The organism is Methylacidiphilum sp. Yel (genome assembly GCF_004421185.1).
Taxonomy (GTDB): domain Bacteria; phylum Verrucomicrobiota; class Verrucomicrobiia; order Methylacidiphilales; family Methylacidiphilaceae; genus Methylacidiphilum.
This window is the reverse complement of sequence record NZ_LXQB01000010.1, coordinates 36,235-59,269: the sequence shown is the minus strand read 5'-3', so window position 1 is coordinate 59,269 and position 23,035 is coordinate 36,235. Positions and strand designations below refer to the sequence as shown.

Here is a 23,035-nt window from a genome sequence, read left to right as displayed (position 1 = left end):
AATTCTCTTAGAAGTTCTTGCCTGATCCCCCTCCACCACGTTGCACTTTACACTACTCAGCTCCTTTGGAACTCAAAAGCTTTACCTTTGGCTTGATAAGCCCGTTTTTTCCTGAATAAAAAAGCAATGCCAAGTGGAAGCATGGCTAAAGGATCCCTTCCAAAAAGTTGATAGCCGTTTGGTGAGTAGACTCTTCGTTAATGCTTAGAATTTTTCTCATCCACTCATCCCCTTTTTTAAAAGCAAATGACCGATTTTTTTTTATTTGCTATAAAACAATCACAAATCCCTCCTGCTTCTTCCTGCATTGAGTCAGACCTACTTAGCCAACCGCAATGCAACTTTCAGTCAGCCTCAATGGGGAGGCGATAGGACTTTTTTAATGAATATTTTTTATTCATCAAATTATATAAGAAAAAAAACAAACCTGTATCTTGCCACTTTCGAAAAGATACCTAGAATTAACACAACATGCATTTTGCAAAATTTTTAGATAATAAATCGATTCCACCACTTTGGATTGAACAGATGGAGCGGTCAAGTTGTGGAGTAGGTTTTGTAGCGGATATCCATGGGAATTCGACTTACCAAATCTTAGATGCCGCTCTTCAATGCGTCTGTGCCCTTTCTCACAGAGGAGCTATTGATGCTGACATGAAAACAGGAGATGGGGCTGGGGTCATGACCAAGATCCCCTATGATCTTTTGCGTCCGGAAATAGAGAAATCAGGGCACCATCTTTTTAAAAACGAAGATTTGGCTGTTGGTTTCTGTTTTCTTCCCTCCAAAGATCTATATGCGCAAGTCCATTGTAAAAAGATTATAGAGGAGACTGTTCTTGAACAGGGCTTATATATTTTGGGATGGCGTCTTGTTCCCATCCATATGGATGCTCTTGGCGACAAAGCACAAAGAACCTGTCCTCACATCGAACAGATTCTCTTGGCAAAACCTCTAGATCGCTCTCTAGATTCGTTGGCTTTTGAACAGCTCCTTTTTCTATGTCGAAAAAAAATTGAAAATAAAATCGCTCAACAAAATATTAAAGATTTTTATATTCCTTCCTTTTCTTCTAAAACAATCGTATACAAAGGGCTTTTTGTCTCTCCTCAACTCCAAAAATTCTATACTGATCTCCACGATCCTCTTTTCAAAACTCCCTTCGCTATTTACCATCAAAGGTATAGCACGAACACTTTCCCCTCGTGGTTTCTTTCCCAGCCGTTTCGAATGCTTGCCCACAATGGGGAAATCAACACGATTCAGGGGAACCGATTATGGACCAAGGCAAGAGAAAAAACGCTTGAAATGTGTGAACCTTGGGGAAATGAGATTGAAAACCTGCTACCAATCATTCCACCTGGAACAAGTGATTCAGCAAGTCTTGATCATGTTTTTGAGTTCCTCACTCTTTCCGGAAGGGATACTTTAGAGGCTATCCTCATGCTTGTCCCTGCTGCATGGCAGGCTGAAAAGCACATTCCAGAAGAGTTAAAAAATTTTTATCTTTATCATGAACTTTTTTCAGAGCCCTGGGATGGCCCCGCAGCTCTGGTATTTAGCGATGGAAAAATTGTCGGTGCTTGTCTGGATCGCAACGGGCTTCGTCCCTCCCGTTTTAGGATTACTTCCGATGGTTTGTTTATCCTTGGATCTGAAGCAGGGATCGGAAAGATCGATGAGAAAACTGTCATTGAAAAAGGAAGACTTGGTCCAGGAGAAATCATCGCCATTGATCTCGAAGCTAAAAAAGTTCTTAGGAATAAAGAAATTAAAGAACAGGTTAGCTCTAAATACCCTTACAGTCTGTTCTTAAGAAACTCTCAACGCAAAATAGGAAAAAGAATTTTCTTTGCAGATCCTTTCCACAATGACCCTGAAGAACTTAACAAAAAGCTTTTGTGTTTTGGATATGACGAAGAGGAAATTCAATATGTTCTAAAACCGATGGCTCAAAAAGCTGAAGAAGCGGTTGGCTCCATGGGAGATGATGCCCCAATAGCAATTCTTTCGGACAAACCGAAAATTCTTTATTGGTATTTTAGACAACTTTTCGCACAAGTAACCAATCCGCCAATTGATCCTATACGAGAAAAACTCGTGATGTCTTTAGAAAATTGGTGTGGTCGACTACCGCAATGGCTTTTTAGAGGCCCTATAGATCATGAAGTCATTCGCCTAAGCTCGCCTTTTCTTTTCAATGAAGAGCTTGAAGACTTAAGGTCTAGACCAGAGCCATCCTTGCAAGCAAGGACTATCCAATGTCTTTTCCCTGTCAATGGTTCAGAAGAAGCCTTTCTATCTAGGCTTTGGGAAATTAAAATGGAGGCTGAAGAAGCTGCCGAGGAAGGCATAGCCATTCTCATCTTGTCAGACAAAGTACCATCCAAAGAGCTTGCTCCTCTCCCTATGCTGCTTGTGGTAGGGGCTGTTCATCATCACCTGATTAGGGTTGGGAAGCGGACCAAACTCTCTATAATATGCGAAACGGGGGAATGCCGCGATGTTCATCATTTTGCTTGTCTAATCGGCTATGGGGCAACAGCAGTAAATCCATACCTTTGTCTGGAGCTTTTTTCTAGTCTGCATCAAAATGGTGCATTTGGCAATTTGACAAGAGAGGAAATAGCTAAAAACTACAAATCGGCCATAGAAAAAGGCCTCCTAAAAATTATGTCAAAAATGGGGATTTCAACGATCTCTAGTTATCACGGGAGTCAACTTTTTGAAGCCCTTGGAATTGGGGAAGAAGTCATCAATGATTGTTTTGAAAATACCCCTTCTCGCATAGGCGGTCTGACGTACAGGCAAATAGCCAAAGAAGCTATCCAAAGGCATGAGCTGGGATTTAGTAGGGACCAAGCCCCAAAACTGATGGATTGGGGGTATTACCGTTATAAAAGAGAAGGTGAAAAACATGCTTTGATTCCTCAAGCTATTCACCCTTTACATGTTTATGTTGGCTTAAAAGGAAAAGAAAAAGCAGGACAAATAGAAGAGTATAGAAAGTTTTCCAACATCATCCTCTCAAACGGTCCTATTTCAATAAGAGACTGTTTAACCTTTCGTCAACAAACCCCCATTCCACTGGAAGAGGTCGAACAAATTGAAGAAATCAGGAAAAGATTCACCACCGCTGCCATGTCTTATGGTGCCTTATCCCCTGAAGCTCATGAAACTCTATCCATTGCTATGAATAGGATTGGAGGCAAATCCAATACAGGAGAGGGAGGTGAAGATCCAGAAAGGTATAGTCCTTTACCTAACGGGGACTCGAAAAATAGTCTGATTAAACAAGTTGCCTCCGGAAGATTTGGAGTAACAGCTGAATATTTATCGAATGCCGCTGAAATAGAAATCAAAATGGCTCAAGGATCAAAGCCCGGGGAAGGAGGTCAAATTCCTGGATTCAAAATCGATGAAGTAATTGCCAGACTCAGAAGGAGCACTCCTGGAGTTCCTCTTATCTCCCCTCCTCCTCATCATGACATTTATAGTATCGAAGACCTCTCTCAGTTAATTTATGACTTAAAACAAGCAAATCCACGGGCAAAAATTTGTGTCAAGCTTGTCTCCGAAGCTGGCGTTGGAACAATTGCTGCTGGGGTTGCTAAAGCCCATGCTGACATCATTCTGATCAGTGGCAATGAAGGGGGAACGGGAGCCTCCCCGATTTCTTCTATAAAATATGCTGGAACCCCTTGGGAATTAGGGGTAGCCGAAACCCAGCAAGTTCTCATGCTCAATGGACTGAGGAGTAGAGTTACCTTGAGAACAGATGGAGGCTTGAGAACGGGAAGAGACATTGTCATTGCAGCGATCCTGGGTGCCGAAGAATTTAACTTTGGAACTATGGCCCTTATTGCTATGGGTTGTGTTTATGTCCGTCATTGTCATCTCAATACTTGTCCCACAGGCATTGCTACGCAAGACCCAAAACTAAGAGCACGCTTTAAGGGAACTCCTGAAGGCATTATTGCCTATCTTAATGCGGTTGCTCAAGAAGTCAGAGAAATATTAGCTAGTCTTGGAGCTCGGTCATTAAACGAAGTGATAGGAAAAACAGAGCTTCTTGAACAAAAATCATTTCCTAATCACCCCAAATCCCAACTTTTGGATCTTCGTTCTTTGCTCTGGAAACCCGAGGGAATGGAAACAGAACCGCGGTATCATACGTGGGAAAGAAATGATCCCCAAGGCGATCGGCCGCTGGATGAACTGCTTCTTCAACAAGCTAAATCTGCAATACGGAGCAGAAAACCCGTTCTTATAACCCATAAGGTTAAAAATGTTAATAGAAGCATTGGAACCCAACTCTCGGGGACTATTGCTTATCTTTACGGTGATAACGGTCTTCCCGAAGGCACTATCCAACTTAATCTATCAGGATGTGCTGGCCAAAGTCTTGGCGCCTTCCTGGTCAATGGAGTTAACATTTGCCTTGAAGGAGAAGCCAATGACTACGTTGGCAAAGGAATGAGTGGTGGGGAAATTGTTCTTAAAGCCCCTGATTACGCCTTGTTCAAGCCTGAAGAAAATGTAATCTGTGGCAATACAGTGTTATACGGGGCAACAGGCGGAAGATTTTATGGTTGCGGAAAAGCTGGCGAAAGATTCGCCGTTAGGAACAGTGGAGCAACTGCAGTCATAGAAGGCATAGGTGATCACGGATGTGAATATATGACTAGGGGGAAAGTCGTCGTGCTTGGAAAGACCGGTAAAAATTTTGCAGCAGGAATGTCCGGTGGTATTGCGTATGTATACGACGAAGATGGCAATTTCCCGGACAATTGTAACCTGCAGATGGTAAGACTGGAAAGATTTTCAGAAGAGGATGAAGCCAAAGACCTCCAACAGATTATTTATTTTCATTTCGAAAAAACTGGTAGTACCAAGGCCAAGCACATTCTTGAGAACTGGAGAAAAGCAAAAGCTTTATTTTGGAAAGTCGTTCCCTTGGAACCACCTCATATGGGAAAACCAAAGACTGTGGAAAAACCTCAAAGGAGCCTATTACAGGAATCAAAAATTTGAGAATTTCGAGGGCATAACCTCGTATTGCTCCTGCTGAAAAGTCGCCTAAGTGCTTGAGGATTGCGAGGAAGGGGTTCCATTTTTCTCCTGAGGATAAGCTAAAAGCCGATTTATCCCCTCCAATTCAGGCAATGGGCTTCAGCTGGTTACTGATTCAGCTAATCAAAAAGTTCGTTTAAAAGAAAATATGCTCCTTTTGGTCTAGATCAAAAAATAATTATTGACTTTGAGAAGGTGGAACAGTTTGAATTTTTGTTGAATCTCTTTTCTCTTCTTGGGATGGGGTAGGATTGATATACTTAGGGGGTGGTGGCCTATATCCCTTCGGAGGAATGATTAATTCTTGACCAGGTTTTAAGCGATCGTCTTTTAATTCGTTGATTGCCATCAGTGCTTCAACTGTGACCTTATACTTTCTCGAAATTTTCCAAAGACTGTCTCCTTTTTTTACAACATACTTCACTTCGGTAGGTTTTTTAGTAGAACTGTCAACAGATTTTGTTTTGGAATCAGAAAGCTCTGTAGCTTGCGCAACCGAAATAAACAAAACAAAGATAATGAAAAAAAGTGGCATACTTTTATGATATCTTAGAGCCCTTTTTTTCAAAGTAGAAAAATATGTTTTTTTTACAATTTCTTTAAAAAAATTTCATAGAGACTACCAAGGTTTAAAACTCTGCAATCAAATCAGAAATTTGGATTAACTCCAGGATAGAATCTATTGGAGATTGCTATGTTCTAAAAACACTCTAAGTCTTTGACCAAAAGATTGATTTGGACCTCTGATTATCTGATCGGTGCGCTATACAAGCTGATAGAGTTGAGCCGATACCACAGTCTCAAATACCCAAAACCTATATTGAACCCGCTTGAATGAGGGGATGCATTTGAGATGGTAGGTCATTAAACTTGCTTTTGCCAGGATAATATTAGTTTTCCTATCTTGCCGCATGATACCTGTTTTGGCACAGGGTAAAGATTTTGATAGACTTCCTCATTCCCTCATCCATGCTCGCATGCCAAAAGAGTTGAGAATTCCCCTATGAGAGGGGATGATACCTTCAGAGTTGGGTGCTGGGATTCTAGTTTGAGAATCCATTCATACCTAAAACCTCATAGCGGAAGTATAACTGTTGTCACTAATCAGTCCATAGCCCATACATTGAAAACTAATAACCAAGTGCGACTACAGCCTTAGTGTTATCTTTTATCAGGGGAGATTTGTTATTTATTAGATTAAAAAATTAGTTAGAAGTCTTCCAAAGAAAGAATAATATCATTTTTGCTGTTATTCGGGAAAAATATGGGCTGTGGGATGGATGGATATACTCGTTGGTATTATTGGAAAAGGAAATTAGCTCTTTACAAAAAAGATCTCGGATCTTATACCAGAGAATCTTCCTGTTTTTTAAGATCTAAAATTTGTCAAATTATCCTTTGGAGCTTTTATAAAAAGATTTTTAAAGGAGAATGGAGTCTTTTTCTTGATAACGGATCGAAATTTATTTACCGCTCTGAAAAGGGTTTTATACCCCTATCCTTTTCTTTTTCTGGAATAACAGATTACAGGGAGATGAAGTTTCTAAGGCGGTATTTAAGAGAAGGAGATTATGTTTTCGATTGCGGTGCCAATCAAGGTCTTTATAGCATATACATGGCAAAACTTGTTGGAGAAAAAGGTAAGGTTGTTGCCATCGAACCTTGCGAACGATTTATTCAATCTCTTAATAGAAATAAAAAAGAAAATAAATTTTATTGCATTGAAGTCCATCCAGTTGCTGCTGCTAACAAGGAAGGAAAAACATTCTTTGTTGAAAATGGTCCCTATAGTCATCTAGATCCAAAAAACAAGGGAAATGACTCAATGCCAGTCGAAGTAAGACGCCTTGAAGATCTTCTTGACGACAGAATTCATTATGTTTTCGGGAAAATAGATGTCGAAGGAGCTGAGCTTTTTGTTCTTCAGGGGTTGACAAAAATGCTTCAAAATGCAAATCCTCCAGCTATTCAAATTGAAATAACAAACTTGACCAAAGACTATGGATATTCAGCCTACGATCTTAAAGAGTTTCTTTTAACCTTTGGCTATCATATTTATCTTTACACTCCATGGTCTAACAATTTCATATGTAAAAAGGAACCCTGGAAGCATTGTTTAAACCCTATAGCCATCCATCAAAGGGAAATAGAGTTTGTACAAAGCCGATTAAAAGGTAAGGCATAGTGAACGAGCTTCGTTAATAGGCTATTTCAATGGGTATGTGAATAGCTAAGGAAGCTTTCGAAGCTATGACAAAAAATCCAGTACCCTGAAACTTATGATGCCATTCCAAACTTTCTTTATTGTTTGTGAAACATTGGATAAAGATTATAGTTTTACTTTTTCTGCAACTACCTATTCCTCTTAACCGGCTTCTATTTTTCTATCACACATAATGACTTCGAAAAGACTTAGGCAGCTGATCTAAGACAGATTCTTATGGATTTTCGCTTGAAAAAAGTTGCATCGTCTTTACAACCCCAAGAACCTTGCTTATTTCATGGGTTCTTAAAAGATCCGTTTTGCCTAAAATGGCGAGCATGGCGAAAAAAGCTTCCGCAGTCCTTACTTCATCTTGAAAACACTCAAAGGCATGAGGCAAGGCATGGCAAATTGGCCAACCAAACTTTCGAAGCCGAAAAGTATGAAGAAATATTTCCATTTGCCTTTGGATTCGGGTAGGACCATCGAGGAGATTAGGATAATAAAATCCAAGACCAGGATCTAACCATATCTTTCTCACTCCACAAGAAAAAGCTTCTTCGACCCGTTTTTCAAAATAAGGGAAAAGTAAACTCAGTGGATCTTTGGGAAGCTCAATCGGTTGTACCTCGCGAACATTATCACCTCGAACAAAGTTAATAATCACCCCACCATCGTAGTCAGCCACAACCTTAAAAAATTCTTTTAAATTATCCCCCTTTGTAAGATTTAAAATAGCAGCCCCTGCCTTAAAACAGCCTTTAGCTACATTAAGATGATAGGTCTCTACAGAAATGAGTGTGCCAGTAGTCGATAACTCTTTAATAATAGGAAGGAGCAGTTCAAGTTGTTGGATATCATCAATCCTTTGAGCATACGACAAAGAAGACTCAGCACCAATATCGACTATATCCGCCCCAGAGGCTTGGAGAATGTTCGCCTTTCGTATTGCCGAACTTGAATCTAAAGCCACACTTTCGCGGTACCAAGAATCTGAGGACAGATTAATGACTCCCATAAGATTCGGCTTATGAGGATCAGGAAAAGATCTTCCGCGAAGCTCAAAACGATGAACTTCTTTAGAATACTCGTTGGAATACAATAAATATAATTCTGAGAGATAAGATAACGTCAGCATGAAATTTTCCCTGAAGCCGTGTTAATCCCTATCCGATAGTTCCTTTCGTGCTTGGAATACGCTCAATACATGCTGGGTCTAAACAAACAGCCATCTTTAAAGCTCTGGCCAAGGCCTTAAAGGTGCCTTCAATTAAATGATGCGTCTCTTTACTTTCCAATATATGGATATGAAGGCAAAGTCTAGCATGTGTAACAAAGCCCCTTAAAAATTCTTCCAAAAGTTGTGCTTGAAAATTACCAGCAGAAAGAAAAACTAGGGGCAAATGGTCAGGGGATCGAAAACAAAGATACGGCCTTCCGCTGATATCAATTGCTGAGTGGACTAGAGTTTCATCCATAGGTAAAAGACAATATCCATAACGAGCAATCCCTTTTTTATCACCCAGAGATTTATTAAGAGCCTCTCCAAGAACAATGCCACAATCTTCTACTGTATGATGAAAATCAACTCCAAGATCCCCTTTACATTCAAGGATTAAATCAAAGGAAGCATGATAGGCAAAGAGTTCAAGCATGTGATCAAAAAACCCAATGCCCGTTTTTATTTCGCTTGTCCCTTTCCCATCTAGGGTCATTTTTATGGAAATGTCCGTTTCCTTTGTTTTCCTTTGAATTAATGCAGTTCTTGAAGCAATCATTACGAGTTAATTAACCTATTGGAAAGCTATTTATAGAAATGTAAGGCCATTTTAGCTCTGTTTTGAGAAACATTTCTTGGTCCATAATGTTGAGATTTTCTAGAAAATTATCTAGGAGTAGATCAATGGCTTCCTTCCATCTGAAGCCTAAGGCCACTTCACTCCCTAAAACCTTTGCTATCATACTCTAGCAAAGTAGTCAAGCGTTCATAGGAGGCAGGAAGAAAACTCTTCTTTTTCACTAAGGCTCCAATATAAATAACTAGGAAAAAAAGAAAAACTTTTGTATTTCTTATTTTTTAATTGTGTTTTACAAACCTGTGGCTATGGGAAAGAAAAGCTTTTATAGTATCCTTTTGTTTCTTTTTTATATTTCTATGAATGGAGGGAGCTATCCCAATATCTCAGCTCTACAAGGAGAGGCTCTTCCCCCATCCTTCGATGACTTGTCTTTAAAAATTAGTAGAGGAAACAAAAAAAATGAAACGTTGAGTTCCAGAATCTATTTAATAACCTTGAATTCTGTCGGAATGGATACGGGAAGTTTCCCAGGTGGAGGGATATATTCTAGTGCTGCTGCTGTTAGTAAAATTTTAAGCCAAGCATTGGAAATTCCCCTAAAAATCCCTTATTTAGCTGACTTATATGATTGGCTTAAAGCTCATGCAATATTGATAAAAAAACCATCCGAACTGATTTCTGGAGACATCATTATTTCTCCCTCTTCCAAAGATGTTCAAGGTCATGTGGGAATTATAGGAGAGAGGATTTCAGAGAGACCTGATTTTGCTATCTATTCGAATTCTCTCGATAGCTGCTTGTTTTTGAAGAATTGGACTCTTTCAAGATGGAGAGAATACTTTGAAAAAGATCTCAAGTTAAATGTTTATTATTTCCGTCTTCTCAAACCACTTCCTCAATCTACTTCCAATGGGCCATGAAAAACGTCATTTTTCTTCTTTTTCTTTTCTTTCTTGTGCATAACTCCCTTTCAGGGAAAGAAACACCCCTACTTCTGCCCAATATTACACCAAGGCTTGCAAAATTCCTTGAAAGTCTTCCTCTAAATGCTCAAAATGAAATCACAACTTCATTCAAAGAAACCCTTTCTTATGACCTCATAGGCGATAAAAAAGTTGAAGCCGAGCCTTCTAAACGGATTATTGAAATTGATGAGGCCACCGAAGCAGGCCATGGAGTCCTAGTTTTTGAAGTGACTCAATCGGGCAGCCGTTTTTTATTTCTTAATGACCTGCCCTATAAGATTCCTCTCCCTAACTTATCGCAAGCAGAGCAGCTTACTATTGCTCTGATTTTCGCTGAGCATGAAAAAGCAATTTTTGTGGATAGGAATTGGGGAAGAATGTGGTTCGACCCTCCTTCAGCAATGACCGACATTCAAAAAGCAGCCTACAAAAAGTTGGGGTTGATACAGGACTAAAAAATGATTGAATGTTTTTAGGAAGAGAATAGGTAGTTTTTCCCCTTCTTCTTTTTATCCTTAATTTATTTTCCTTATGAATTTGAAGCATAATGAACTTCTCAAGATTTTGCATCAGAACTGGCTAAATGAAAAGAAAACGGCAAGAGCCTATAGAGATATTGCAGAAATTGAAAAAAATCCCCACAAAAAAGAAATTCTCTTAAAACTAGCTGAAACTGAAGAAAAACATGCTCTTAAATGGGAGCAAGAACTCAAAGCGTTGGGCCAAAGTTGCAAAGAATCAGATTCAAAATTCAAAAGAATTATTGAAAAGTGGTTAAATCAAAATCTGGGTATCTGGAATGTTGTGAGAAGAATGGAAACTGCCGAAGCAAAAGATGAACTGAGGTATTTGAAACAAAAAGAATTGTTTAAAGGATCGGCTAAGCTAGAACAGACAGTTGAAGAATTAGCAAAAGATGAAAAGGATCATGTCTCCATTTTACATAATCTGATCAAAAAAAGTCCGGCACCAGAAAACAATATAAACTCCATTTTGACTAGAGAAAAATGGCATGGTAGAGGGGGGAACTGGATAACCGACTCCATTTATGGCATCAATGACGGATTAGGAGCTGTTTTCGGAATAGTTTCTGGAGTAGCTGGAGCTACAGAAAACCAAACCCAATACATACTCATATCTGGGCTTGCCGGAATGATTGCCTCCTCTTTGTCTATGGGGGCTGGAGCTTATCTAGCTGCCAAAAGCCAGAAGGAAGTATACGAAGCGGAGATTGCAAGGGAAAAAAGAGAAATTGAAGAAAATCCGCAAGAAGAAATAGAAGAAATGGCGCTTTTTTATCAACTACAAGGCTTTAACGAAGAAGAGTCAAAATGGATCGCAGAAAAGCTGTATCAAAAGCCAGAACACTTTCTTTCGGCAATGGTTAGCTCTGAGCTTGGTCTTTCGCAAGCTACCTTTCCAAAGCCCTGGAATGCCTGCCTATCGGCTGCTATTTCAACGGCTCTTGGCGCTTTTATCCCTTTGGTTCCTTTTTTCTTTCTATCAGGAATGTTCGCCATTTCCTTTTCTTTTTTTATAAGCCTAGTAGCCCACTTTCTTGTAGGCGCTGCAAAAACTCTTGTTACAGCAAGAAATTGGTTCTTTAGTGGTCTAGAAATGACAGTAGTGGGTGTGATCGAAGCAGTTGTCACTTATTCTCTTGGACTTCTTTTCCGACTTCCTTCCTAGTGGTTAGAAAGCCTTAATTTTTCAGCTATATTCAAAATGATCTCGAGGTAGTGCGATAAGAAAAAACTAGTCTCTTTTTGCATAAAAAAAGAACAAATTCCATAATGGCTTCCCTTATTACTTTTTTCCCTCATTTAGCTTCTCTAGCTCTTTAAAAAAGCCAAACCGATACAATGATTTTTAAATAAATGTCAGGGCATATCGTATCCACGTTCTTCATTTGTCCTAATCTTAAGAGAGTGTCCCCTCAACCTTTTTTCTAAATGGCATTCAATGAAACACAATTTAAAAAAAAGAACATTAGCTTTCGATGAAGTCTCCTACAGTTGTGTATCGTTCTTTTTGTAAATTCCGTTTTGCTCCGTCTGCAAGCCAAGATATTTTTTAAGCATTTTTTATTTTTTCTTCTTTGGTTGAGATTTTTTTGTCTTTAATACGAAAAATTTAAAAAAAATATCAAAAAAAAATTTTTGTTTTTTTTCATTTTTTTTTCGCAATTACCTGATTACCAATAAAATATTTTTTCTGGAGAAGGATTTTTTCCTCGAGCTTGCCTGATGGGCGAGTAATGCTGCTTCGGCCTGAAAGAGCGCATCAACACGTTCCGGTCACCGCTCTTCCGGCAAAAGCGCGGAAAGGCGGATCAGGTTAGCCGCAGCAAGGAAGATCGGTCTGAGCTTTACTCCATCATACTCTTCCCACATCCGAAAAGACAGCACGCTTAACCGCTCCCCGCTCGTCCAATATCCTCCGGATTCCGGGTCTCGGAAGAGAGCTTTCATTTGAGGTGGAGAGCTACTACGATCGAGGGAAGATCAAGAGAGCTGAAGGATAGCGAATCTTCTAGCGCAAGGAGCTCTTGGGTCCTCGTGTGGACAGGCTTGTGGAGCTTTTGACGGGAAAGCCGCAGAAGACGATGGAGAGCTCTAAGCCAGAATCGGTGGCGGTTTAGGGACCGCGACTATTAGCCAGGGCTTTGTGGGAGGAGTTGGGGTTTCCTTTAGCTTTTGGAGGGAGCTGCTCTAGAGGCGGCAAGCTCTTTCCCTAGGCAAGGAGAGCTTTTGTTCTTGTGGCTCAACGGTTGATTTAATGTAAAACCTTTCCTCCTTTCTTCCTTTTTCTTTTATAGTTCATAGATTTTTATAGAATATCTATTTGGTCTTTTGGTCCTTAATAAATAACGATGGAACAATTTCTCATTAGCATTGGTATTCCAGTTTATAATGGGGAAAGATTCTTAAGGGAATCTATCAAAAGTGCATTGTCGCAGAGCTGGAGTGAAAAAGAAATTTTGGTAGTCGATGATGGTTCGACAGATTCGACGCAGTCCATTATCAGATCTTTTGAAGGAAATATCCGGTCATTTCGCATTGAACACCAAGGAGTCTCTACAGCACGCAATCTGATTCTTAAAGAAAGCAAAGGCCTTTGGATTCAATATCTAGACGCCGATGATTATCTATTGGAAGATAAAATAGAAACCCAGATTAAGGAATGCCCAAATATTCAAAAATATGATGTCTTGCTAGGGGGATTGCTCGTCGAAGAATGGGAAAGAGGTAAAAGACAAAAGAATTGTTTTCAACCTCAATATATTACGCACACTTATTTGGATCCCTTCATTCAATGGTTCAATAGGCATAATCCCAATGTTGCTGGTTGCCTATTTTTAAGAGAAGCGTTATTGAAAATTGGAGGGTGGAATGAATCGCTTAGGTTTGGAAGTGAAGACAATGAACTCTACATGCGCATTTTCCAATCTACTCTTCGATATTTTTGGACTTGTTCAAAAAGAGCGGTGTATAGAGAAAATTGGACAACAAAAAGTTTATCTAAAAGTTATCCTGTTGAGGTCTTAAGAACAGAAATTAAGCTCTTTGATCAAATGGTCGAATGGCTCCAACAAAAAAATATGCTTTCGGAACAACGAAAATCAGCAGCCTGTAGAGCCTATTTCAGAATCTTGGAAGATCTAGCCCTCTTTCGCTATGATGAAGCTTTGGCTACATATTCTCGACTTCTCCAACAAAATGTTCTCCCAATGAAGCAATGGAATAGAAATTTCTCAAAAAGCTGGATTGGCAGAATATTTGGCTTCCCAATGAGAAGTTGGTTGAGAAGATACTGCTTTGTAGCAAAAAGAATAGAAAAAAAATTACAAAAAATCTTTTCTATAGTTTTCCTTTAATCGGCTCCTAAAAGGCTTCTTTGGTTATAGTCCCTGTTTACTTTAGCATGTTATTTCCATGCATAAATCATGGTGGTCTGTTCTGTCATCGGCTCACTATAAACAGAATATCCTCTGTCTTTCAGAAAATTATGGAGCAAAAGGGGAGAATATTGGGGATGTGGGATATGATGAGCCTCAAGAACAATACGATTGATCCGATCATAGATATTGGATGGACAATGAAAGAGAATTTCATATTCAGCTCCTTCACAATCCAGTTTGCACAAATCACATTTTTCAATCTGATATTCGTTAAAAAGATCTTCTAGAAGATAGGATGGAATCCGAATTTTTTTCGATATATTCTGACTAAATGTGGATAGAACAGAGCTTAGAACTGGAAACGGACCTTCTGCAGCCAGAAAAAGGTCAACTTCATTTCTCTCCGAATATATAACTCCTTTTTTAACGAAGAACTGCGTTGTTGGATTCATCTGATGAAGGGATTCCATCCAACGAAGGTTTTCTTCAATTGGTTCCACTGCAATTATTTTTGAATTTGGAAACTGGCTAAAGACAAAATACGAAAAAAGTCCAATATTTGAGCCGATGTCTAATACAGTCAATTTTTCTCTATTAGCCCAACTCCAAAAATTAGGCCAATAGATTCTCAAAGCGAATATTTCTTCAAAGAGATTATCCATTTTTGACTTAGGAACAGCAATTAGGATTCGATGATGCCTACATTTAAAAACAATAGGATCTGTAAGCTTTTGAATTGGATTGGAACCTTTCCGCTCTTTTCTATACTGAAAGTAAACTGGCCAATTTTCAAAGGTTTTAACCACGTTAGCATACCTTATGAGCCGCTTATTCCAACTCATTGACAAAATACCTTGCTGTTATAGTCCTTTATCAAAGGCTTGCTTCTGATATGGATATAGATTTTAATTCAACATTTCTTTCAAATCCATTATCGATTTAAATATTATATCAAAAATAAACAGCAGCACTTTAGCTAGAGCAGAGGGAAAAACTGTAAGAGCTTTTTTTATTCACAGTCTTTTATGCCTACTGCTCACTTTTTGTAGCCGTTGCATAACTCTTCTTACAGCAAGAAGTTTGTACTTTAGTGGTATAGAGAGGAGAGCTAGTGGGGGTGATCGAAGAGCTGCCACTTATGCTTTTGGATTTCTTTTCCGATTCTTCCATAGTGATTAGTTTAAATTTCGGCTATATTCAAAAACGGTTCAATAGTTTGATAAGAAAAAACCGGTCCATTTTTGCATAAAAACAGAGGACCAAATTGACAATGTCCACAAGACCCAATAGCACACCGCATATTTCTTTCCATTGAAAAATAAATGTGCTCCTTAGCTATTCCATATTTTAAAAGGGTATAAGCACAAAAACGCATCATTGGCTCAGGACCGCACACAAAAACTATGGTGGAAGGAGGGCTGAATTGTGCATGAGAAATAAGATTAAGTACATTGCCAATATGACCATTCCAGGTTCTAGCTGTTGCCAGTTCCACTGCAATTTTTACCGAAATATCTTTTCCCTTAGAAAGGCTCTCTAGTTTATCCTTATAAAGGATGTCCTGTGGGGTCCTTACTCCATACAAAAGAGAAATCCTTCCATATCTAGACCGATTTTGTAAAAAAAAAGGAATTGTTGACCAAAGAGGAGGAAGACCAATTCCTCCAGCAATAAGAAGGATATCCTTGGTCGAGGCTTCTTGGATTGGCCAGCCATTGCCAAAAGGGCCACGAATGCCTAAAATATCCTTTTCTTTTGCCTGCTCAATTGCTCGAGTCACACTGCCAACAGCACGAACCGTCAAAAAATATTTTCCTTGGTCCCCTCCATTACCTGCTAACGAAATAGCCGCCTCGCCTACCCCAAAAACATAGACCATTAAAAATTGTCCAGGCTTAAAAGCACATTCATTTTTCTCTAATGGTGCAATCCAAAGACTAACAACTCGAGAACATTCAATAACCTTCTTTTCGATTATAAACGCCTTAGGAAGAAGAATAGAATCAGGCGGTTCGGCAACAAATTGGCATTCCTTTGCTTTCATTAGGAAACGTCTTCTTTAGATTGCACTCTTAAAGCCGCAACCTCTTCAGTAATATCAATTCCAACAGGACACCAGGTGATACAACGGCCGCAGCCTACGCATCCAGACATTCCAAACTGATCAATCCAACTTGCCAGCTTATGACTTAACCATTGCCTATATCTTGATTTTATCGATGATCGAACACTACCTGAAGGCAGATGGCTAAACTCCATGCTATAACAAAAATCCCATCTTTTCCATCTTTCCGCTTTTTGATCGGTTAAAGATATTGAATCTTCTATTGTCCAACAAAAACATGTAGGACAAACTAATGTACAGGTAGAGCAAGCAATGCATCTACTGGCAACATCATCCCAGCGGGGATGTTCCCAATTGCTATAAAATAGTTCTTTTATTCCCTTCGTATCCATTACCTTTGTCATTTGAGCCTTGGCATTGTCAATAACACGAGCAGCAAAGAGAAGATCTTCTTCTTTTACGTCTTTTAAAGGTAAAGAGCTGATAAGCTTTTCGCCTCTTAAGCTTCCAATTTCAATAAGAAAAAAGTGCTGTTGTCGATCGATACACTCTGTCAAAGCCAAATCAAATCCTCCTTCTGCTTTAGGCCCTGTTCCCATAGACAGACAAAAGCAACAACTTGAAGACTGCCCACACTGAACTACAATGACAAAAGCCTCTTCTCTTCTTCTCACATAAGCCTTGTCTCGAGAACTTCCTTCGGAGAATATCTTGTCTTGAATCAACGCAGCATGAAGATCACACGACCTTACTCCTAAGAAGGCATATTTTTGTATTTGCGGATTTTCCTCAACAAAAGTAAGACGGCCTGCTTTTTTATCAACAGTAAAGAGGCGTTGTCTTGGAGGAAACAAATATTTTTTCATGCTCTGAAAGCCGACATTATAACCAAAAAGAGCTTCATCTGGTCGTCTTTTGAGTTGGTATTTCCCCGCCTCTTGAATATCTGTCCATCCAATGGGAAGGTCAGTTTCGGACTGAATTTCTCCGTAACTAATCGCAGTCTCACTCAACACAGGTCCAATGATGGTATATCCTTCTTGGTGCAATGCATCGATAAGCTTACCAAAATCTTGCCTTTGCAGTATCTTCTTTTTCTCTAAAAACATAGGCTCAGGCATTTTAGTTTAGTCTAAGTTGTCTTCTTTTTTTCTAAACCAGATATAGAAGGGCTTGGATAAACAGATAGAGCATAAACGTATTGGGCTCTTTCATAGCTAGAAGGATCCGTGCAATTTTTCTGACTCAAAATTCCCCTGATTGACTCGACTGAGTGGTATCCTTTTTTTTCCATCCATTCAATGATCCCATTTTTAATTGTTTTCAAATAATCTATGCCATGAAAAAGAAGGGCTGAGCAAAGTTGAACAGTTGTTGCACCTGAAAGTATGGCTTTCAAAGCGTCATTGGCAGACAATACCCCACCTGTTGCCGAAAAATCTAGCTTAATTCTATCGTATAAGATTCCTATCCAAGTAATCCTCAAAAGAAGCTCATTTTCAGTACTGAGAGTAATTCTAGGTTCCACCTTCAGGTTTTCTAAATCAATGTCTGGCTGGAAAAAACGGTTAAAAAGAACTAGTCCATTGATTCCTGTCTTTGCAAGCTCTGTAGAAAAGGATAAAAAATTAGTAAAATAAGGACTTAATTTGACTGCAATCGGTATCTTTGTAGATTGGCGACAGGCTTTAACGATCTCTAAATATTTTTGTTCCAAATCTGAAGAACTCATAGCGGGATCACAAGGGATAGAATAAATGTTGAGTTCCAGAGCATCAGCTCCTGCTTGCTCAAGGAGCTTAGAAAACTTAATCCATTGCCCTGGACTTTGAGCATTTAAACTAGCAATTACAGGAATAGCAACCGTTTCTTTGATCCGCCTTAAATGATCAAGATAGTATTCAGGTCCTATTCTTAATCCAGGGATTTCAGGAACATAGCTTAAGGCTTCAGCAAAAGATTCGCTCCCTATTGTTAATGACCTTTCTAAATGGAGGGCTTCTTTTTCAATATCTTCTTCAAAAAGGGAATAGAGCACTATGGCTCCTGCTCCGATTTCCTCTAAAGCCTTGACTGTATCCAATGATTTGCTCAGTGGAGAGGCTGAAGGAATAAGAGGAGATGACAACTTCAATCCCAAATAGGTTGTTTCCAAACTCACACTCATTCTTTTCTTCCTTTTATTTTAACCGATCCTTTTGTAAGAATCGAGATGATTCCGACAATCAGAAATAGCCAGCGCTAGCAGTTCTTCGGCCCTCTCTGGATCGCTTAAAAAAAGCATTCTAAACCTATTTTCCATAAGTTCAGATTTTTCAAAATCGCTTGTTTGTTTGTCCCAATCTAATTTAAGGCGTTTCCCATCTGGATAGCCTTTTGGATTATAACGAAAAATTGGCCAACGTCCTGCACCAACAACCGATTTTTGATGGTGCATTGCCTTGGCCATGTCAATCCCATGAGCAATACAATGTGAATAAGCCAAGATAAGGCTTGGACCTTCAAAAGCATCGGCTTCTGTAAAAGCACTCAGTGTATGCTCTTCATCAGCGCCTATTGAGACCGAAGCTACATACACATTACCCAAGGATATTGCCATAAGGGCAAGATCCATTTTGGGAGTTGATTTGCCAGAAGTCGCAAATTTTGCAACTGCTCCCCTTGGGGTTGCTTTCGAAGCCTGTCCCCCAGTATTAGAATAAACTTCTGTATCCAATACCAATATATTAACATCGAAATTTAAGGCTAGGACATGGATTAGTCCTCCTAGTCCAATATCATAAGCCCACCCATCTCCTCCTACAATCCAGACACTTTTTTTTGTAAGATAATCAGCCGCCGTCAACAATATTTTTGATTCGGGAAATTTCAATGCCTCTAATCTTTCCTTGAGAAAGTTAATCCGCTTTCTTTGATCTGAATATTCCTTTGTCGTCTTCTCTTCGACATTAATCAATTCTTGAACTAGATTTTTATCTACCCAACCACTTTCTCCAAACTGGACTAAAAGCTTGCGAGCCCACTGTCCGATCGCATCCAATCCTAGACGAAAGCCAAGACCAAATTCTGCGTTATCTTCAAATAGTGAATTTGCCCAAGCAGGTCCTCTGCCATCCTTGTCTTTTGCCCAAGGAGTAGTAGGTAAGTTACCCCCATATATCGAGGAGCAACCAGTTGCATTGGCAATAAGCAACCTATCACCAAAGAGTTGGCTTAATAATTTCAAGTAAGGTGTTTCTCCACATCCAGCACAGGCTCCCGGAAACTCGAATAACGGAGGTAAAAGAGCCACTTGTCTTACAGATCCGAAGTCAATTTTTTCTTTCTCAACATCTGGAATTCTTTGGAAATATTCAAAAAGACTCTCTTTAGTTTTAGTAAAAAGCTCCCTGCGGCTTATCATCTGTATTGCCTTTTTGCCTGGGGAGTACTTATCAAATGCCGGACACACATCTACACATATTCCACAGCCCGTACAATCAGCTTCTGAAATAGCAATGGTGTAGAATAAACCATCCCATTCAGGGTATCTTCCATCCGCTTTTAAAAAACCTTCTGGAGCTTTTTCAACAAATGTTGGATCATAAACTTTAGCCCGCAGCACCGCATGAGGACATGCAATGACACACTTACCGCATTGAATACAAAGGGATGGTTCCCAAAGAGGCACGTCAAGGGAAATCTTCCGTTTTTCCCACTGAGAGGTTGCCGTGGGAAAAGCACCAAAAGGAGAAAAAGCACTTACAGGAAGTCTATCGCCACGCAATGCGATCATTTCTCCAATGACACTTTTCACATATTCAGGCGCCTCTTCAGAAACCGGAGGTAGCAGGGGAACAGAACCAAGGCTTTTCCCATCTGGTTTAACTCTACAGAGAGCTTTTAATGCCTTTTCTAAAGCCTCGAAATTTTTCCTAACCACTTCCTCTCCCCGATATCCATAACTGCTACGAATATGTTCTCTGAGATAATCCAAGGCCTCATCAATTGGAATGAGAGCGGTAAGCTCAAAAAAAGCTACTTGCATGATCGTGTTTATCCTGCTCCCCAAGCCGCAGTCTTTAGCGAGCTTGTAGGCGTCTATAACAAAAAATTGGATTCGCTCTGATAATATTTTCTGCTGGACTTCCCGCGGAATCTTATCCCAGGTTTCATCTGGACTAAAAGGGCTATTCACTAACAAAATGCCCCCATTTTTAATGCCCTTAAGGATATCATATTTAAAAAGAAATTCGAACTGATGACAGCCTACAAAATCGGGTTTTTCAATTAAATAGGGTGCAGCAATGGGGCTGGTTCCAAATCGCAGGTGTGAAATCGTCAAGGAACCAGACTTTTTAGAATCATAGACAAAATATCCTTGAGCAAAAAGACCTACATTTTCACCAATAATTTTGATCGTATTTTTATTAGCGCTTACCGTCCCATCTGAACCTAATCCATAAAACACTGCTTCATAGAGAGTTTTGTTTTCTAGAGTAAAGGACTCATCGACAGCAATACTGCTCTGAGTAAGGTCATCTTCAATCCCCACCGTAAATGATCCCTTAGGATCCTCTTTCGAAAGGTGATCAAAGACCGCTTTTGCCATCGCTGGGGTAAACTCTTTGGATGATAGCCCATATCTGCCTCCTATAACTCGAGGCAGATCTAAGAATGGAAACCAACTTTTGGCTACGTTATTTAATATGGCCGAAGCAACCTGCACAAAAAGTGGCTCGCCCACAGACCCTGGTTCCTTGCACCTATCCAGCACCCCAATAATCTTCGTGGTTGGAGGGCAGCACTTTAAAAAACTTTCTTGGTCAAAAGGACTAAACAATCTAACCTTAACGACTCCAGTCTTATAGCCTAGAGAATTTAAGCTATCTACAACTCGACAAAGGGTTTCTGAAGCCGATCCCATCACAACCACAACCATTGTTGCCTGAGGATCCCCATGATATTGAAATAATTTATAGTGACGCCCCGTGAGAGCCCCCACTCTATCCATTACGCTTTGCACTATCCCAGGGCATGCCAAGTAAAATGGATTAGCTCTTTCCCTAGCCTGAAAAAATACATCGGGATTTTGAGAGCTTCCATAAAGCAGAGGCCTTTCGGGATTGAGCCCACGCTCTCTAAACTTCAAAATTGCCTCAACAGAAATTAACTCTTTGATTTGCCCCTCTTCTATTTGCTTAATTGTGTTGATTTCATGACTGGTTCGAAAACCATCAAAAAAATGAAGAAATGGTAAAGAGGCTTCTAAAGAGGAGAGATGGGCAACAAGTGCCAAATCTCCAGCCTCTTGCACAGAATGGGAGCATAAGAGAGCAAATCCTGTAGTTCGAGCAGCCATGACATCACTATGATCACCAAAAATGGATAACGCATGGGTAGCAACGGTTCTAGAAGCAACATGAAAGACTGCAGGAAGCAGTTCCCCTGCCATCTTGTACATATTGGGCAACATTAATAAAAGTCCTTGGGAAGCAGTAAAAGTTGAAGCAAGGCTTCCAGTTAGGAGTGCACCATGTAATGCCCCAGCAACTCCACTCTCACTTTGCATTTCAACAACCTGAGGAAGAAGTCCCCATAAGTTTGTTTTTCTTTCAGCTCTCCATTTGTCTACCCATTCTCCCATAGGCGAAGATGGAGTTATGGGATAGATGGCTATCACTTCGCTTAGAAGATAAGCAATTCTTGCAACTGCCTCATTGGCGTCGACTGTTCTGCATGAAACCCCAGCCATGGTCTTTAATGTAGCTTAGCTGCAGGAATAGTTAAACTTTAAAGAAGCATAGGATTTAACCCTAATTGAAAGAACTAATGAAATGAGAGCTTTTTTATGTTTTTGGCTAAAATCATAGATTATAGTATGGTCAATGGCTAGATTTGGTTCAAATAAGTTTAAAATCACTAAAAGAGAACTTCAGTCCATCCTCGATGCTCTCAAAAGAAAAGGATTTAAAACCATCGGTCCAACGGTTTCAAAAGATGCTATTGTCTATGAAGAGATTGACTCTTTGAACGATCTTCCCATAGGCATAGGAGATGAACAAGAAGCAGGAAGTTATCGGCTTAAAAAAAGAACAGATGCGACCCTTTTTGGTTTTGCATCTTCTCCCCATAGCTGGAAACAGTTTTTGTTCCCTGCCCAAGAGAAAATATTTTCCATCCATCAACCCACCGAAAAAACCTCTCCTCCTCTGATTGATCCATCAGTTAGGCAAGATCCTCCACTTGCTTTCATTGGGGTCAGGTCTTGTGATCTACAGGCTATTGCTATACAGAACCGTGTTTTTTTGGAAGGTCCCTATTCTCATGCCGGTTATAAATCCAAAGCCAAAGGTCTATTTATTCTTGCTGTTAATTGTGCATATCCTTCTGCCACTTGTTTCTGCTCTTCAATGGGGACAGGACCAAGAGCTAAAAGTGGTTTTGATCTTCTTGTAACAGAAATTTTAAACGGTCAAAAAGAACCTTTCTATTTAATCGAAGCTGGTAGTTCTCAGGGAGAAGAAATCATTGCGCAAATCGAAAAGACCGATGCTACGGAAGAAGACTTAAAAAAAGAGAAAGATGTTATTCAAAATGCAGAAAAACAGATCCACCGTCGCATTGAAACCCAAGGAATTAAGGAACTGTTTTATAATAATTTGCAACATCCTCGATGGGAAGAAATAGCCCAAAGATGTCTTTCCTGTGCCAACTGCACTTTTGTTTGTCCAACCTGCTTTTGCTCCACTCTTATTGATATTCCAAAAAAGGCACAAGAGATAGAAAGATGGATGGTATGGGATTCCTGCTTTACTTTGAATTTCACGCATACTCCAGCTGGAAGTGTGAGAAAAAGCGTTTTATCTCGTTACCGACAATGGATGACTCATAAACTAGCTTCATGGATAGATCAATTTGGGATATCCGGTTGCGTAGGCTGTGGCCGTTGCATTACCTGGTGTCCTGTTGGTATAGACATCACGGAGGAAGCTGAAATTATTAGAAAAACAAGCCCCGTTAAGACGCCCTCTTAAAGAAGGAAAACAA

The 23,035-nt window shown here is 39.7% G+C and carries 15 protein-coding genes; 7 read left to right on the top strand and 8 right to left on the bottom strand.

The features are described from left to right. The first annotated feature begins 471 nt into the window (after window positions 1-471). Window positions 472-5,034, top strand: coding sequence for a glutamate synthase large subunit (gene gltB / locus A7Q09_RS01385; protein ID WP_134389539.1), 4,563 nt, complete (start codon window positions 472-474; stop codon window positions 5,032-5,034). Window positions 5,035-5,251: 217 nt separating this feature from the next. Here the strand turns inward: gltB and A7Q09_RS01380 are convergent, their stop codons facing one another. Then, a complete protein-coding gene (locus A7Q09_RS01380) occupies window positions 5,252-5,608 on the bottom strand; it encodes a LysM peptidoglycan-binding domain-containing protein (RefSeq protein ID WP_134389538.1) in 357 nt (118 codons plus the stop codon). A gap of 741 nt (window positions 5,609-6,349) precedes the next feature. On the opposite strand from A7Q09_RS01380, the gene A7Q09_RS01375 reads away from it, so the two are divergent. Further along, a complete protein-coding gene (locus A7Q09_RS01375; protein ID WP_244228445.1) occupies window positions 6,350-7,258 on the top strand; it encodes an FkbM family methyltransferase in 909 nt (302 codons plus the stop codon). A gap of 253 nt (window positions 7,259-7,511) precedes the next feature. Here A7Q09_RS01375 and A7Q09_RS01370 read toward each other — a convergent pair whose 3' ends face one another. Then, window positions 7,512-8,414 carry a dihydropteroate synthase gene (locus tag A7Q09_RS01370; protein ID WP_134389536.1) on the bottom strand — a complete coding sequence of 301 codons (903 nt, stop codon included), beginning with the start codon at window positions 8,412-8,414 and terminating at the stop codon, window positions 7,512-7,514. Window positions 8,415-8,442: 28 nt separating this feature from the next. Beyond that, a complete protein-coding gene (hisB, locus tag A7Q09_RS01365) occupies window positions 8,443-9,054 on the bottom strand; it encodes an imidazoleglycerol-phosphate dehydratase HisB (RefSeq protein ID WP_134389535.1) in 612 nt (203 codons plus the stop codon). Window positions 9,055-9,359: 305 nt separating this feature from the next. On the opposite strand from hisB, the gene A7Q09_RS01360 reads away from it, so the two are divergent. The 4 genes from A7Q09_RS01360 (at window position 9,360) to A7Q09_RS01345 (ending at window position 13,917) form a co-directional block, all read left to right on the top strand. Beyond that, the gene (locus A7Q09_RS01360; RefSeq protein ID WP_244228444.1) at window positions 9,360-9,995 is read left to right on the top strand and encodes a hypothetical protein; all 636 of its coding nucleotides are present in this window, start codon (window positions 9,360-9,362) and stop codon (window positions 9,993-9,995) included. Then, entirely contained in the window at window positions 9,992-10,495 is a 504-nt protein-coding gene (locus A7Q09_RS01355; RefSeq protein WP_134389534.1) for a hypothetical protein, read from the top strand. The genes A7Q09_RS01360 and A7Q09_RS01355 overlap by 4 nt, the downstream gene beginning before the upstream one ends. 76 nt (window positions 10,496-10,571) lie before the next feature. Continuing rightward, window positions 10,572-11,729 (top strand): VIT1/CCC1 transporter family protein, encoded by a 1,158-nt coding sequence (locus A7Q09_RS01350; protein WP_134389533.1) that lies wholly within the window; start codon window positions 10,572-10,574, stop codon window positions 11,727-11,729. A gap of 1,183 nt (window positions 11,730-12,912) precedes the next feature. Beyond that, window positions 12,913-13,917 (top strand): glycosyltransferase family A protein, encoded by a 1,005-nt coding sequence (locus A7Q09_RS01345; RefSeq protein ID WP_134389532.1) that lies wholly within the window; start codon window positions 12,913-12,915, stop codon window positions 13,915-13,917. Between the two features lie 50 nt (window positions 13,918-13,967). Here A7Q09_RS01345 and A7Q09_RS01340 read toward each other — a convergent pair whose 3' ends face one another. From A7Q09_RS01340 to nifJ, 5 genes are all read right to left on the bottom strand, one after another. Then, window positions 13,968-14,783 carry an FkbM family methyltransferase gene (locus A7Q09_RS01340; protein ID WP_134389531.1) on the bottom strand — a complete coding sequence of 272 codons (816 nt, stop codon included), beginning with the start codon at window positions 14,781-14,783 and terminating at the stop codon, window positions 13,968-13,970. A gap of 338 nt (window positions 14,784-15,121) precedes the next feature. After that, window positions 15,122-15,985, bottom strand: a complete 864-nt coding sequence (locus tag A7Q09_RS01335) for an FAD/NAD(P)-binding protein (RefSeq protein ID WP_134389530.1) — start codon at window positions 15,983-15,985, stop codon at window positions 15,122-15,124. Continuing rightward, entirely contained in the window at window positions 15,985-17,115 is a 1,131-nt protein-coding gene (locus tag A7Q09_RS01330; protein WP_244228443.1) for a 4Fe-4S dicluster domain-containing protein, read from the bottom strand. Before A7Q09_RS01330 ends, A7Q09_RS01335 begins: the two co-directional genes overlap by 1 nt. Window positions 17,116-17,138: 23 nt before the next feature. After that, window positions 17,139-18,173, bottom strand: a complete 1,035-nt coding sequence (locus A7Q09_RS01325) for a dihydroorotate dehydrogenase-like protein (RefSeq protein WP_134389528.1) — start codon at window positions 18,171-18,173, stop codon at window positions 17,139-17,141. An 18-nt stretch (window positions 18,174-18,191) separates the two neighbouring features. Further along, on the bottom strand, window positions 18,192-21,740 hold the full coding sequence (nifJ, locus tag A7Q09_RS01320) for a pyruvate:ferredoxin (flavodoxin) oxidoreductase (RefSeq protein ID WP_134389527.1): 3,549 nt from the start codon (window positions 21,738-21,740) through the stop codon (window positions 18,192-18,194). A gap of 133 nt (window positions 21,741-21,873) precedes the next feature. On the opposite strand from nifJ, the gene A7Q09_RS01315 reads away from it, so the two are divergent. After that, window positions 21,874-23,022, top strand: coding sequence for a 4Fe-4S dicluster domain-containing protein (locus A7Q09_RS01315; RefSeq protein WP_134389526.1), 1,149 nt, complete (start codon window positions 21,874-21,876; stop codon window positions 23,020-23,022). The last annotated feature ends 13 nt before the right edge of the window (window positions 23,023-23,035 follow it).

Bases quoted from the DNA above. Each gene is read 5' to 3' on its own strand.
- nifJ (WP_134389527.1), bottom strand. From the start codon at position 21,740: ATGGCTGGGGTTTCATGCAGAACAGTCGACGCCAATGAGGCAGTTGCA.
- A7Q09_RS01315 (WP_134389526.1), top strand. From the start codon at position 21,874: ATGGCTAGATTTGGTTCAAATAAGTTTAAAATCACTAAAAGAGAACTT.
- A7Q09_RS01330 (WP_244228443.1), bottom strand. From the start codon at position 17,115: ATGTTTTTAGAGAAAAAGAAGATACTGCAAAGGCAAGATTTTGGTAAG.
- A7Q09_RS01340 (WP_134389531.1), bottom strand. From the start codon at position 14,783: ATGAGTTGGAATAAGCGGCTCATAAGGTATGCTAACGTGGTTAAAACC.
- A7Q09_RS01375 (WP_244228445.1), top strand. From the start codon at position 6,350: ATGGATGGATATACTCGTTGGTATTATTGGAAAAGGAAATTAGCTCTT.
- A7Q09_RS01350 (WP_134389533.1), top strand. From the start codon at position 10,572: ATGAATTTGAAGCATAATGAACTTCTCAAGATTTTGCATCAGAACTGG.
- A7Q09_RS01335 (WP_134389530.1), bottom strand. From the start codon at position 15,985: ATGAAAGCAAAGGAATGCCAATTTGTTGCCGAACCGCCTGATTCTATT.
- hisB (WP_134389535.1), bottom strand. From the start codon at position 9,054: ATGATTGCTTCAAGAACTGCATTAATTCAAAGGAAAACAAAGGAAACG.
- A7Q09_RS01355 (WP_134389534.1), top strand. From the start codon at position 9,992: ATGAAAAACGTCATTTTTCTTCTTTTTCTTTTCTTTCTTGTGCATAAC.
- A7Q09_RS01325 (WP_134389528.1), bottom strand. From the start codon at position 18,173: ATGAGTGTGAGTTTGGAAACAACCTATTTGGGATTGAAGTTGTCATCT.
- A7Q09_RS01345 (WP_134389532.1), top strand. From the start codon at position 12,913: ATGGAACAATTTCTCATTAGCATTGGTATTCCAGTTTATAATGGGGAA.
- gltB (WP_134389539.1), top strand. From the start codon at position 472: ATGCATTTTGCAAAATTTTTAGATAATAAATCGATTCCACCACTTTGG.
- A7Q09_RS01370 (WP_134389536.1), bottom strand. From the start codon at position 8,414: ATGCTGACGTTATCTTATCTCTCAGAATTATATTTATTGTATTCCAAC.
- A7Q09_RS01380 (WP_134389538.1), bottom strand. From the start codon at position 5,608: ATGCCACTTTTTTTCATTATCTTTGTTTTGTTTATTTCGGTTGCGCAA.